This is a genomic window from Duganella sp. BJB476, from assembly GCF_003416895.1.
Lineage (GTDB): Bacteria > Pseudomonadota > Gammaproteobacteria > Burkholderiales > Burkholderiaceae_D > Rugamonas.
Window position 1 is genome coordinate 550071 of record NZ_QVIO01000004.1, and the last position, 11587, is coordinate 561657.

The 11587-nt window shown below is 63.9% G+C and carries 14 protein-coding genes; 11 read left to right on the plus strand and 3 right to left on the minus strand.

Annotated elements, in window-relative coordinates:
• The first annotated feature begins 68 nt into the window (after positions 1 to 68).
• From D0T21_RS19030 to corA, 5 genes are all read left to right on the plus strand, one after another.
• The gene (locus D0T21_RS19030) at positions 69 to 902 is read left to right on the plus strand and encodes an energy transducer TonB (RefSeq protein ID WP_116991872.1); all 834 of its coding nucleotides are present in this window, start codon (positions 69 to 71) and stop codon (positions 900 to 902) included.
• Positions 902 to 1720 carry a shikimate dehydrogenase gene (gene aroE, locus D0T21_RS19035; RefSeq protein WP_116991622.1) on the plus strand — a complete coding sequence of 273 codons (819 nt, stop codon included), beginning with the start codon at positions 902 to 904 and terminating at the stop codon, positions 1718 to 1720. Before D0T21_RS19030 ends, aroE begins: the two co-directional genes overlap by 1 nt.
• Positions 1717 to 2424, plus strand: a complete 708-nt coding sequence (gene mtgA, locus D0T21_RS19040; protein WP_116991621.1) for a monofunctional biosynthetic peptidoglycan transglycosylase — start codon at positions 1717 to 1719, stop codon at positions 2422 to 2424. The genes aroE and mtgA overlap by 4 nt, the downstream gene beginning before the upstream one ends.
• A gap of 9 nt (positions 2425 to 2433) precedes the next feature.
• Positions 2434 to 2829, plus strand: coding sequence for a DUF4124 domain-containing protein (locus D0T21_RS19045; RefSeq protein WP_116991620.1), 396 nt, complete (start codon positions 2434 to 2436; stop codon positions 2827 to 2829).
• An 81-nt stretch (positions 2830 to 2910) separates the two neighbouring features.
• Positions 2911 to 3876, plus strand: coding sequence for a magnesium/cobalt transporter CorA (gene corA, locus D0T21_RS19050; RefSeq protein ID WP_116991619.1), 966 nt, complete (start codon positions 2911 to 2913; stop codon positions 3874 to 3876).
• A gap of 3 nt (positions 3877 to 3879) precedes the next feature.
• Here corA and D0T21_RS19055 read toward each other — a convergent pair whose 3' ends face one another.
• Positions 3880 to 4383 (minus strand): hypothetical protein, encoded by a 504-nt coding sequence (locus tag D0T21_RS19055; protein WP_116991618.1) that lies wholly within the window; start codon positions 4381 to 4383, stop codon positions 3880 to 3882.
• 173 nt (positions 4384 to 4556) lie between these two features.
• Between D0T21_RS19055 and D0T21_RS19060 the strand changes: the two genes are divergently transcribed.
• The gene (locus tag D0T21_RS19060) at positions 4557 to 6287 is read left to right on the plus strand and encodes an ABC transporter permease subunit (RefSeq protein WP_116991617.1); all 1731 of its coding nucleotides are present in this window, start codon (positions 4557 to 4559) and stop codon (positions 6285 to 6287) included.
• 15 nt (positions 6288 to 6302) lie between these two features.
• Positions 6303 to 7613 (plus strand): nitrate/sulfonate/bicarbonate ABC transporter ATP-binding protein, encoded by a 1311-nt coding sequence (locus tag D0T21_RS19065; protein ID WP_116991616.1) that lies wholly within the window; start codon positions 6303 to 6305, stop codon positions 7611 to 7613.
• 93 nt (positions 7614 to 7706) lie between these two features.
• Here the strand turns inward: D0T21_RS19065 and hemL are convergent, their stop codons facing one another.
• Positions 7707 to 9014, minus strand: coding sequence for a glutamate-1-semialdehyde 2,1-aminomutase (hemL, locus tag D0T21_RS19070; protein ID WP_116991615.1), 1308 nt, complete (start codon positions 9012 to 9014; stop codon positions 7707 to 7709).
• A 16-nt stretch (positions 9015 to 9030) separates the two neighbouring features.
• Entirely contained in the window at positions 9031 to 9879 is an 849-nt protein-coding gene (locus D0T21_RS19075; RefSeq protein WP_116991614.1) for a bifunctional hydroxymethylpyrimidine kinase/phosphomethylpyrimidine kinase, read from the minus strand.
• A 57-nt stretch (positions 9880 to 9936) separates the two neighbouring features.
• Between D0T21_RS19075 and D0T21_RS19080 the strand changes: the two genes are divergently transcribed.
• From D0T21_RS19080 to D0T21_RS19095, 4 genes are all read left to right on the plus strand, one after another.
• Positions 9937 to 10128 carry a rubredoxin gene (locus tag D0T21_RS19080; protein ID WP_301546346.1) on the plus strand — a complete coding sequence of 64 codons (192 nt, stop codon included), beginning with the start codon at positions 9937 to 9939 and terminating at the stop codon, positions 10126 to 10128.
• 61 nt (positions 10129 to 10189) lie between these two features.
• Positions 10190 to 10600, plus strand: a complete 411-nt coding sequence (locus tag D0T21_RS19085; protein WP_116991612.1) for a PleD family two-component system response regulator — start codon at positions 10190 to 10192, stop codon at positions 10598 to 10600.
• A 32-nt stretch (positions 10601 to 10632) separates the two neighbouring features.
• Complete coding sequence (locus tag D0T21_RS19090) at positions 10633 to 10998, plus strand: response regulator transcription factor (protein ID WP_116991611.1); 366 nt, start codon at positions 10633 to 10635, stop codon at positions 10996 to 10998.
• A 3-nt stretch (positions 10999 to 11001) separates the two neighbouring features.
• On the plus strand, positions 11002 to 11565 hold the full coding sequence (locus tag D0T21_RS19095) for a chemotaxis protein CheW (protein WP_116991610.1): 564 nt from the start codon (positions 11002 to 11004) through the stop codon (positions 11563 to 11565).
• Positions 11566 to 11587: the final 22 nt, after the last annotated feature.

The following is an 11587-nucleotide window of genomic DNA, read 5'->3' on the forward strand; positions in this document are numbered from 1 at the left end:
TACCCCGGCCTCGCGTGAAGTCTTTCAAAGAAAATCGCTTGCTGTACCTCGCCATCGGCCTCTCGCTGATGGCGCATGGCGCCTTGCTCGCGGTGCACTTTGTCGCGCCCAAGCCGGCGCCGGTGCAAGCCACCGATCCGGGGCTGGAAGTGATCCTGGTCAACGCCAAGCACAGCAAGGCGCCGCTGAAGGCCGACGCGCTGGCCCAGGCTAACTTGGACGGCGGCGGCACCGTCGACAAGGGCCGCTCCAAATCGCCCATGCCCGACATGCGCAAGATGGAAACGGGCGATAGCATCAAGGCCGCCAAGCGCCGCATCGCCGAGCTGGAAGAACTGCAGAAGAACCTGCTGACGCAGGCGGCCAAGCAGACCCCGTTCACCGCGCCGCCGGTGACGGAAAAGAGCAAACCCGATCCGCTGCCGACCGGCGCCGACCTGCTGGACTCCAGCAAGGCCATCGCCCGCCGCGCCGCCGAGATCAGCGAAACCATCGAAGACCAGAACAAGCGCCCGAAGCGGACCTTCATCACGCCGAGTACGCGCGGGGTGGGTTACGCGATGTACTACAAAGCGATCCAGAAGCGCATCGAAGACATCGGTACGCTGAACTTCCCGCAGCAGAACGGCCGCAAGCTGTACGGCACCCTGGTGTTGTCGATCCCGGTGTTCCAGGACGGCACGATCTATGAGAAGGATGGCGGCATCAAGGTCGACAGCAGCTCCGGCAATGCCGCACTGGACGAGGCGGCCATGAAGATCGTGCGCCGCGCCGCGCCGTTCGGCAAGTTCCCTCCGAATATGCTGTCGAGCGACAAAGACGATCTGTGGGTGATCGTCACGACTTTCAAATTCACCCGCGAAGACAAACTACAAGCCGACTTAAGCGGCGGAGGACGTTGATGGACCGCTACTGCGTATTCGGCAATCCGATTGCCCATAGCAAATCACCCGAGATTCATGCCGCGTTCGCGGCGCAGACCGGGCAGGAACTGAGCTATGAAAAACGGCTGGCGCCGGTGGACGGCTTCGCCGCCGCCGTGCAAGCCTTCATCGCCGAGGGCGGCAAGGGCGCCAACGTCACCGTGCCGTTCAAGCTGGACGCGGTGAAAGTGGCGCAGGCGCTGACCATCCGCGCCCGCGCGGCCGGCGCCGTCAACACGCTGCACTTCACCGAAGACGGCATCGTCGGCGACAACACCGACGGCGCGGGACTGGTGGCGGACATCGTCAACAATGCCGGCGTGCAGATCATCGGCAAGCGCGTGCTGCTGCTGGGCGCAGGCGGCGCCGCGCGCGGCGTGGTGCTGCCCATCCTGGAACATCGGCCGGCGCAACTGGTCATCGCCAACCGCACCGTGGCCACGGCCGAGGCGCTGGTGGAACAGTTTGCCGCGCTGGGCGGCGAGGGCGTGGTCTCCGCCTGTGGTTACGGCAAGATCGAAGGCGCGTTCGACATCGTCATCAACGCCACCTCGGCCAGCCTGAGCGCTGAACTGCCACCGGTGCCGGCGTCGGTATTCGCGCCAGGTTCGCTTGCTTACGACATGATGTACGGAGCCTCCCCCACGGTATTCTTGCAGTTCGCGGGCCAGCACGGCGCACGCTTGCGCGACGGCCTGGGCATGCTGGTCGAGCAGGCCGCCGAGGCGTTCAGCCTGTGGCGCGGCGTGCAGCCGGCCACCGCTGAAGTGCTGCAATCGCTGCGGGCTAAACTGTGAGCGCGGCCAAGGCGGGTAAATGGCGCTGGGTGAAGTGGATCTTCATCCTGCCGATCTTGCTGTTCCTGGTGGTGCAGCTGTATTTCTTCCTGCAGATCTGGTGGTGGGTCGACCATAATCCGTCGACGACCAGCTTCATGCGCGAGCAGCGCTCGGTGCTGCGCGAGAAGAACCCGGACGCCAACATCCAGCAGATGTGGGTGCCGTACAGCCGCATCTCGAACAACCTCAAGCGCGCCATCATCGCTTCCGAGGACGCCAATTTCTCCGAGCACGAGGGCGTAGACTGGGAGGCACTGCAAAAGGCCTACGAGAAGAACAACAAGAAACACAAGGTGGTGTCGGGCGGCTCGACCATCACCCAGCAACTGGCCAAGAATCTCTTCCTGTCCGGCTCGCGCAGCTATGTGCGCAAGGGCCAGGAGCTGATCATCACCTACATGCTGGAAACCTTGATGGACAAGGAACGCATCTTCGAGATCTACCTGAACGTGGTGGAGTTCGGCACCGGCACTTTCGGCGCCGAGGCGGCGGCGCGGCATTATTATGGCGTCAGCGCGGCCAACCTGGGCGCGGCCCAGGCGGCCAAGCTGGCGGTGATGTTGCCCAATCCGCGCTTCTTCGACAAGCACCGCGATTCGGGCTATCTGGCGCGGCGCACCGGCGTGATCCTGCGCCGCATGGGATCGGCGGAATTACCTTAGGAGGCAGCGATGTTAAGCAAGCAGCGTGGACTCGGATTGATACAGGTGGCCATCATCATGGCTTCGCTGGCGGCGATTGCGATGGCGTTTTTGATGTCGGCCCGCCATGAGCGCAACTTCTTCACCGAAGGCTTGGCCAAGTTGACCGGCCAGGCGCCGGCGGCCGCTTCGGCCTCTGCCTCTGCTTCGGCCACGGCTGCCGTCCCGGCGGCGCCGGCCGGCGTGCTGCGCAAGTGTGTCATCGACGGCAAAACCGTGCTGTCGGACGTCGACTGCAAGGACGGCAAGGTGGTCAAGGCCATCGACACGCGCGGCATCGAAGCGCCCAAAGTACCGAAGCCGGACCCGGCCGACGCAGCCCCGCAGTCGGCCACCGATAAAATGATCGAAAAAGCGACCCGCTAGGCTGAAATACCGCATGGCAGGCTGGCCTCGGCAGAGGCTTTGCGGGTACACTTGCGCTGTTTCCAGAAGGCTCGCGTACCCATGATTAATGTTTTCGTTCTCCAGAATGGCCGGCTCAACCAGGTGCCCATCGACAGTCGCGCAGACCTGGAACAGGTCGAGCCGGTCTGGGTCGACCTGACCGACCCGACGGACGACGAACGCGCATGGGTCAAGACCATCTACGGCGTGACCTTGCCGGGCGAGGACGAAGTCAAGGACATCGAAGCGTCGGCCCGCTACTACGAAGCGGAAAACGGCGACCTGCACCTGCGCACCGACTTTTTGCTGGAAGAAGAGGACGGCCCGTCGCGCATCGTCACGGTGGCCTTCATCCTGGCGCGCAAGATGCTGTTCTCGGTGCACACCGACGATTTGCCGGTGTTCCGCCTGGTGCGCATGCGCGCCCGCTCGCGGCCCGGCTCGATCGCCGACTACATGGACGTGCTGCTGGATCTGTACGCGACCGACGCCGAATACTCGGCCGACGCGCTGGAAGGCATATACCAGAACCTGGAAGAAGTCAGCGGCCGCGTGCTGCAGGAAGAGTTCACCGACCAGGACGCGGCCTCCGCGCTGAACGCCATCGCCCACGAGGAAGACTTGAACGGCCGCATCCGCCGCAACATGATGGACACGCGGCGCGCGGTCAGCTTTTTGATGCGTGGTCGTTTGCTGAATTCCGAACAGTTCGAGGAAGCGCGCCAGATTCTGCGGGATATCGAATCGCTGGACGGCCACACGTCCTTCCTGTTCGACAAGATCAACTTCCTGATGGACGCCACGGTCGGCTTCATCAACATCAACCAGAACAAGATCATCAAGATCTTCTCGGTGGCCAGCGTGGCCTTCCTGCCGCCGACCCTGATCGCCTCGATCTACGGCATGAACTTCAAGTGGCTGCCGGAGCTGGAATGGCAGCTCGGCTACCCGTTCGCCATCGTGCTGATGATCACCAGCGCGATCGCCCCGTTCTGGTACTTCCGCCGCCGCGGGTGGTTGAAGTAAGCGTCACACTGGCTGCGGGCTGAATTCCAGCGACAGGGTGCTGAAGTAGGGCGCCGTAATCCATTTTTCGTTCAATGACAGCGCGCGGTCGTACAGGGCCGCCTTGATGTCGATGCCGATCTTGCCGAAGTCGAAAGGCTGCTTGTCGCGCGCCGTGCAGGCGGAGGCGGCGCCGGCCAGGAAGGCTTCCTCGTCGAAGGCGCCCGACCACAACTGCGCCTGCAAACCCTCGACGATCGCTTCCGCCTGCACCGCCTCGGTCTCCACATCCTTGTTGGAGGCGTCGTGCACCGCTTCCATGACGAACTGCGCATCCGCGCCGCGCGCCAACAGGCTGAGGAAGCCATGCCGCAGCGGCAAGGCCGATTCCACCACATAATGCAGCAGATCATGCGGCAAAATACCCTGGCGCGGCATCACCGTGTCGGTGCAGCTGCCGTTGTTGCGCACGAAGCGCAAAACATCATATTTGTCGGTCTTGGACCGTTTTTCAGCAATTAATTTCATAACGCGCAATATTATTCCGAAAGTCACATAATTATGCGCCTTACAAGGGCCGTAAATAGTCACCAACTTTCACGATCGTAATTAATTTCACTTAAGTTATCCTTTAGAATGGCGGCCTGTGTCACTCTCCGGTCACTCGCATCGGTTATTCTGGCTGAAGAAAGCACAAAACAATGAGCAAAAAACGGCAATTTTTCCCCCGTCAGGTGGTCGAGGCTGGCGGTAACCGCTGGGACTGGGCCCTGCTGCCCATCGTGCTGGCGCTGTTCGTCCTGCTGGCCTACGGCAGCCAGCAAATGGTCCGCCCATACGAGGTGGGTCAGACGTTGCCGCTGTCGCTCGACCCGACCTATCTGCCTTACTACCTGCTGCGCACCACGCTGCGCATGTTCATCGCGCTGGGCGCGTCGGTGGTGTTCAGCTGCGTGTTCGCCGCCCTCACCACCAAATACCGGCTGGCCGAAAAAGTGCTGGTGCCGATGCTCGACATCCTGCAATCGATCCCCATCCTCGGCTTCCTGTCGATCACTGTCACCGCCTTCATCGCCTTCTTCCCCGGCAGCCTGCTGGGCGTGGAGTGCGCGGCGATCTTCGCCATCTTCACCTCGCAGGCCTGGAATATGGCGTTCTCCGCCTACCAGGGCTTCCGCACCGTGCCGGCCGAACTGTCGGAAGCGGCGCGCGTGTTCCAGCTCTCGGGCTGGCAGCGCTTCTGGCGCCTGGAGCTGCCGTTCGCCATGCCCGGCCTGCTGTGGAACATGATGATGTCGATGTCCGGCGGCTGGTTCTTCGTGGTGGCGTCGGAAGCGATTTCGGTCTCCGGCCAGGACATCAAGCTGCCCGGTATCGGTTCGTATATCGCCATGGCCATCGCCAAGAGCGACATGGGCGCCATCGGCTGGGCCATCCTCACCATGCTGGTCGGGGTGCTGATGTACGACCAGCTGTTCTTCCGTCCCCTGCTGGCCTGGGCCGACAAGTTCCGCTTCGAGGAAACCGGCAGCGACACCGCCCAGCAATCCTGGCTGCTGACCTGGCTGCGCCGCACCGAGCGTACGCAGGCCGTGGTCGAATGGTTCGGCAGCCTGCTGTCGCGCTCCATCGCCCTGTTCCGCCTGGGCCACGACGGCACCTCGATCCGCGCCCGCCGCGACCAGCCGTCGCTGGTGCCGCAGCGCGTGTGGGATGCGGTGATCGCCGCCGTGGTGTTCTACGCCTTGTGGAGCCTGGGCCACTTCATCAGCACGGAAGTCGGCTGGGCCGAAGTGGGGCACGTGTTCGTGCTTGGCCTGTACACGCTGGCGCGCGTGATCCTGCTGCTGGCGCTGGCCGCCCTGGTGTGGGTGCCGGTCGGCGTCTGGATCGGCATGAACCCGCGCTGGGCTTCGCGCACGCAGGCGGTGGCGCAGTTCCTCGCGGCCTTCCCGACCAATCTGGTGTTCCCGGTGGCGGTGGTGCTGATCGTGCGCTACCATCTGAACCCGGACATCTGGTTGTCGCCGCTGATGATCCTCGGCACCCAGTGGTATCTGCTGTTCAACGTGATCGCCGGCGCCTCCACCATCCCGACCGAGCTGCGTCACGCCGCCAAGAACTTCGGCCTGACCGGTTGGCTCAAATGGCGCCGTTATCTGCTGCCGGCTATCTTCCCCAGCTTCGTCACCGGCGCCATCACGGCCACCGGCGGTTCGTGGAACGCCGCTATCGTGGCCGAATGCGTCAGCTGGGGCTCGACGACGCTGCGGGCGCATGGCATCGGCAGCTACATCCAGGAGATGACCACCACCGGCGATTTCCCGCGCATCGCGCTGGGCATCGGTATCATGTGTATCTTCGTCATGGGCTTCAACCACTTCGTGTGGCGCCGCCTGTACACCATGGCCGAGAGCCGGCTGCATTTCTAGTATTGAGATCGAATTATGAGCACTCCTATCGTCGAATTGAAATCGGTCGGCAAGCATTTCCGCGGCGCCGACGGCTCCGCGCGCTCGGTGCTGGAAGGCGTGGACTTCACGCTGAACGAGGGCGAGATCGTCGCGCTGCTGGGCCAATCGGGTTCCGGCAAATCGACCATGCTGCGCATCATGGCGGGGCTGATCCAGGCTGATGAAGGCCAGGTGCTGTATCGCGGCATGCCGCTGTACGGCACGGCGCGCGGTATCCGCATGGTGTTCCAGTCGTTCGCGCTGTTCCCGTGGCTGACGGTGCAGAAGAACGTCGAGCTGGGGCTGGAAGCGCAAGGCATGCCGGCCGAGGAGCGCGCGCGCCGCGCCGAGAAGGTGATCGATTTGATCGGCCTGTCCGGGTTCGAAGGCGCGCTGCCGCGCGAGCTGTCGGGCGGCATGCGCCAGCGCGTCGGCATCGCCCGCGCGCTGGTGATGGAGCCGGAAGTGCTGCTGATGGACGAGGCGTTTTCCGCGCTGGACGTGCTGACCGGCGAGCGCCTGCGCGAAGAGATCCTGGAGTTGTGGCAGTCCGGCCAGATCCCGACCAAGGCGATCCTGGTGGTGTCGCACAACATCGAGGAAGCGGTGATGATGGCCGACCGCGTGCTGATCTTCGCCAGCGATCCTGGCCGCGTGCGCGCCGAGCTGCCGATCTCGCTGCCGCAGCCGCGCAAGGCCGAAGGGCCGGAAGTGCGCCAGCTGATCGACAAGGTGTATGAGCTGATGACCGCCGGCGCCGGCCGCCGCGGTTTGATCAGCGAGAAGGAGGTCAAGCTGCAGCTGGGCGACCGTCTGCCGCAGGCCGACATCGCGCACATGGAAGGTATCCTGGAGCTGCTGTCGGAAGAACCGTTCTCCGGCCGCGCCGACCTGCCGCAGCTGGCCGAAGAAACGGAGCTGACCGACGCCGAGCTGCTGGAAGTGCTGAACGGATTGATACTGCTGGGCTTTGCCTACCTGACCAACGGCGATATTTTGCTGACCGATTTGGGCGGCAGGTACGCGGCGGCCAGCAACACGGAGCGGCAGGAGATCTTCGGCAAGCAGCTGCTGGAGCATGTGCCGCTGATCGCCTACATCTGCCATGGCCTGCAGCAGGACAAGTCGGGCGACCTGCCGGAGGACCTGTTCCTCAAGCTGCTGCGCTTCACGCTCAGCGAAGAAGAAGCGGAACGCGCACTGCGCGTCGCCATCGAGTGGGGCCGCTACGGCGACCTGTTCGAATACAACTTCAACACCGGCGTGATCCAGCTGTCCGAAGAGGACGAGGAAGACGAAATCTAACCCGGGGTCAGGTCTGACATTCGGACACGAACTCAGCTGTAGCGGCTGCTACAGCTGAGTTCGTGTCCGAATGTCAGACCTGACCCCGGCCGGTTAGGCGGCCAGCTTCTTGAACACGCGGGCGGCGGCGGCGATGGTTTCGTCGATCACCGCGTCGCTGTGCTGCGCCGAGACGAAGCCCGCCTCGAACGCGGCCGGCGCGAAGTACACGCCTTCATCCAGCATCGCGTGGAAGAACACATTGAAGCGCGCGCGGTCGCCGGCCATCATCTCGGCGTAGTTGTTCGGCGGCGTCTCGCTGAAGTACAAGCCGAACATGCCGCCCACCGCGTCGGCGCAGAACACGATGCCCGCATCCTTGGCCGCCTTGGTCAAGCCGGCCGCCAGGCGCGCGGCCGTCGCGCTCAGTTTCTCGTAGAAGCCCGGCTCCTGGATGATCTTCAAGGTCGTCATGCCCGCCGCCACCGCCACCGGATTGCCCGACAGGGTGCCGGCCTGGTACACGGCGCCCAGCGGCGCCATCTTGCTCATCAGCTCAGCGCTGCCGCCGAAAGCCGCCACCGGCAGGCCGCCGCCGATCACCTTGCCCAGCGCCGTCAGGTCCGGCTTGATGCCGTACAGCTGCTGCGCGCCGCCCAGCGCCACGCGGAAGCCGCACATCACTTCGTCGAAGATCAGCACCGAACCGTGCTTGGTGCACAGCTTGCGCATCGCTTGCAGGAAGGCCTCGCTGGCCTTGATCAGGTTCATATTGCCGGCCACCGGCTCGACGATCACGCAGGCGATTTCGTCGCCGAACGAGGCGAAGGCCTCTTCCAGCTGCTGCACGTTGTTATAGTCCAGCACCAGCGTGTGCTTGACGAAGTCCTCCGGCACGCCGGCCGACGTCGGATTGCCGAAGGTGAGCAGGCCGCTGCCCGCCTTGACCAGCAGCGAATCGGCGTGGCCGTGGTAGCAGCCTTCGAACTTGACGATCTTGTCGCGTCCCGTGGCGCCGCGCGCCAGGCGCAGCGCGCTCATGGTCGCCTCGGTGCCCGACGAGACCAGGCGCACCTGCTCGATCGACGGCACCAGGCGGCAGATTTCTTCGGCCATCAGGATCTCGCCTTCGGTCGGTGCGCCGAACGACAGGCCGCGCGCGGCCGCTTCCTGCACCGCCTTCACCACCACCGGATGCGCGTGGCCGACGATGGCCGGGCCCCAGGAGCCGATGTAGTCGATGTAGCGCTTGTCGTCCGCGTCCCAGAAGTACGGGCCTTCGGCGCGGGTGATGAAGCGCGGCGTGCCGCCCACCGAGCGGAAGGCGCGCACCGGCGAGTTGACGCCGCCGGGCGTGGTTTTCTGGGCGCGTTCGAACAACTCGTCGTTCTTTGAAACCTGGTTTTTGGAAGTCGTGGTCATGATGGCATCTTCAATATCAAGTTGGTAAAGCCTGCTGCATGTGGAAGAAACGGTTCGGTATGAACTTGCCCATGCCGTAGCGTTGGGCGTGCGCCAGTGCGCCGATGGTGTATTCCTGGGCCGCCTTCACCGCGTCCGGCACGTCGCTGCCGCGCGCCATGAAGGCGGTGATCGCCGCCGACAGCGTGCCGCCGGCGCCCAGGAATGGGCCGGGCATGTGCTGCCAGGCGTCGTGGCTGATCATGCCGTCGGCGCCGAACAGGGTGTTGGCCAGCGTGTTCGGTGCGGCCGTTTCGCCCTGCTGCGAGCCGGCGTGGGTGCCGGTGACGAGCACGAATTCGCAACCCAGGGCCAGCAAATGCTCGACGTCCGATTCCATGGTGTCCTCGGCGCCTTCGCGCCAGGTTTCGGCCAGCCGGCCCAGCTCCACCTGCGACAGCATCAGCAGCGTGGCCTGCGGCACCAGCAACTGGCGCAATGCCGTCAGCAGCTCCTCGACTTCGTCGGCGTCGGCCGGATCGGGCAGGCGGGAACTGAAGGGATCGAGGATCAGCGGCGCATCGGGATAGTCGGACAGGATCTCGGCGATGGCCGCCACCTGCTCGACATTATTCAACGCGCCGACCTTGAAGGCGGCCATCGTCATGTCTTCCAGGATCACGCGGGCCTGGTCGGAAACCCAGTCTGGATCGATGTCCTGCGCGTCTTCGACGCGGGCACTGTCGCCGATCAGCAACGCAGTGGTCACCGCCAGGCCGGTGCAGGAGAGGGCGGAAAATGCTGCCAGGTCGGCCTGGACGCCGATCGCGCCGGCCGGATCGGCGGCGCCGAAGCTTAATATGAGAGGAGATGTTTGGTTTTGCACGGCGGGTAGATTAAGATACCTAATTCAGCATTTTACTTGATTGAAGGGTGGCAGAACGTGAGTAGCAATGAAACAACGCAGGAGTTCCAGACCTGGATGTGCCTGATCTGTGGCTGGATCTATGATGAACAAGCCGGCTTGCCGGACGAAGGCATCGCCGCCGGCACCCGCTGGGCCGACGTGCCGATGAACTGGAGCTGCCCGGAATGCGGCGCCCGCAAGGACGATTTCGAGATGGTAGCCATCTGATACCCGCGCCGGCCGCCTGCCGCCTATGCTATGGTGTAGCCACCATTCCAGCGAACCGATTATGACGACGACCACGCCGCACGCTAATGCCCTGAAAATCATGGTGATCGACGATAGCAGCACGATACGTCGTTCGGCCGAGATCTTCCTGACCCAGGCCGGCTACCAGGTGGTGCTGGCCGAGGATGGATTCGACGCGCTGGCCAAGATCAACGACCATCATCCGGCGCTGGTCTTCTGCGACATCCTGATGCCGCGCCTCGACGGCTACCAGACCTGCGCGCTGATCAAAAAAAGCGCCAAATTCCACGCCACGCCGGTGCTGATGTTGTCGTCCAAGGACGGCCTGTTCGACCGCGCGCGCGGCGCCATGGTCGGCTCGGCGGCCTACCTCACCAAACCATTTACCAAAGATAGCCTGCTGGCCGCGGTGCGCGAGCACACCGGCGGCGGCGTCTCGACACAAGAATAATTAAGATAATAACTAAGCTTCAGGGGAATGCCATGACCATACAAAGAATTCTGATCGTCGACGATTCGCCCACGGAGCGCTACTACCTGACCGATATCCTGGTCAAAAACGGTTTTTCCGTCTCCACCGCCGAAAACGGCGAGGAAGCGCTGGCCAAGATCAAGGCCGACAAGCCCCAGCTGATCCTGATGGACGTGGTCATGCCCGGCGCGAACGGCTTCCAGGTCACCCGCGCGATCGCCCGCGATCCCGACCTGCAGGACGTGCCGGTGATTATCTGCTCCAGCAAGAACCAGGAAACCGATCGTATCTGGGGCCTGCGCCAGGGCGCGCGCGACTATCTGGTGAAACCGGTCGACGCGGCCGAACTGCTGGCCAAAATCGCCGCCCTCGGCTAAACGATGAGCAGCCAGACGCCCGATACCCCCTCCACACCGGCCGGTCCGGAACGCCGCAGCCGCCTGCGCCAGTACCAGGTGCAGCTGCTGGAGCGCATGCAGGCCGCCAAAACCGGCGCCGCCGTCGGCGGCCGCGAACTGGGCGTGCTGATAGGCGGCCGTCTTTGCCTGCTTGATCTGACGCAGATTAGCGAGATCGTTCCGCTGCAACCGGTCACGCCGGTGCCGCTGGCGCAGGACTGGTATCAGGGCCTGGCCAATATACGGGGCAACCTGACCGGCGTGATCGACCTGGCGCGCTACCAGGGCCAGGACGGCGGCGACGCTGCGGCTTCCGATTGTCGTTTGATCACATTCGCGCCCGCACTGGGCTTCAACTGCGCGCTGCAGGCCGAGCGCGTGCTGGGCCTGCGCAAGCTGGCCGACATGCAGGCCGAGGAGGCGTCGGACGATGCCGGACCTGAATGGCGCCGCCAGCATTTCACCGACAGCGAGGGCCAGCAATGGACCCGCATCGACCTGGCGCAGCTGGTGCGCGAAGCGCGTTTTCTGCAAGTTGGTTTGTAAGGGCGGCATACTGGTGTAGGTC

Excerpts from the sequence above, each read along its gene's own strand:
- D0T21_RS19030 (WP_116991872.1), top strand. The coding sequence starts at position 69 with ATGGCGCATGGCGCCTTGCTCGCGGTGCACTTTGTCGCGCCCAAGCCG.
- aroE (WP_116991622.1), top strand. The coding sequence starts at position 902 with ATGGACCGCTACTGCGTATTCGGCAATCCGATTGCCCATAGCAAATCA.
- D0T21_RS19045 (WP_116991620.1), top strand. The coding sequence starts at position 2,434 with ATGTTAAGCAAGCAGCGTGGACTCGGATTGATACAGGTGGCCATCATC.
- corA (WP_116991619.1), top strand. The coding sequence starts at position 2,911 with ATGATTAATGTTTTCGTTCTCCAGAATGGCCGGCTCAACCAGGTGCCC.
- D0T21_RS19055 (WP_116991618.1), bottom strand. The coding sequence starts at position 4,383 with ATGAAATTAATTGCTGAAAAACGGTCCAAGACCGACAAATATGATGTT.
- D0T21_RS19060 (WP_116991617.1), top strand. The coding sequence starts at position 4,557 with ATGAGCAAAAAACGGCAATTTTTCCCCCGTCAGGTGGTCGAGGCTGGC.
- D0T21_RS19065 (WP_116991616.1), top strand. The coding sequence starts at position 6,303 with ATGAGCACTCCTATCGTCGAATTGAAATCGGTCGGCAAGCATTTCCGC.
- hemL (WP_116991615.1), bottom strand. The coding sequence starts at position 9,014 with ATGACCACGACTTCCAAAAACCAGGTTTCAAAGAACGACGAGTTGTTC.
- D0T21_RS19085 (WP_116991612.1), top strand. The coding sequence starts at position 10,190 with ATGACGACGACCACGCCGCACGCTAATGCCCTGAAAATCATGGTGATC.
- D0T21_RS19090 (WP_116991611.1), top strand. The coding sequence starts at position 10,633 with ATGACCATACAAAGAATTCTGATCGTCGACGATTCGCCCACGGAGCGC.
- D0T21_RS19095 (WP_116991610.1), top strand. The coding sequence starts at position 11,002 with ATGAGCAGCCAGACGCCCGATACCCCCTCCACACCGGCCGGTCCGGAA.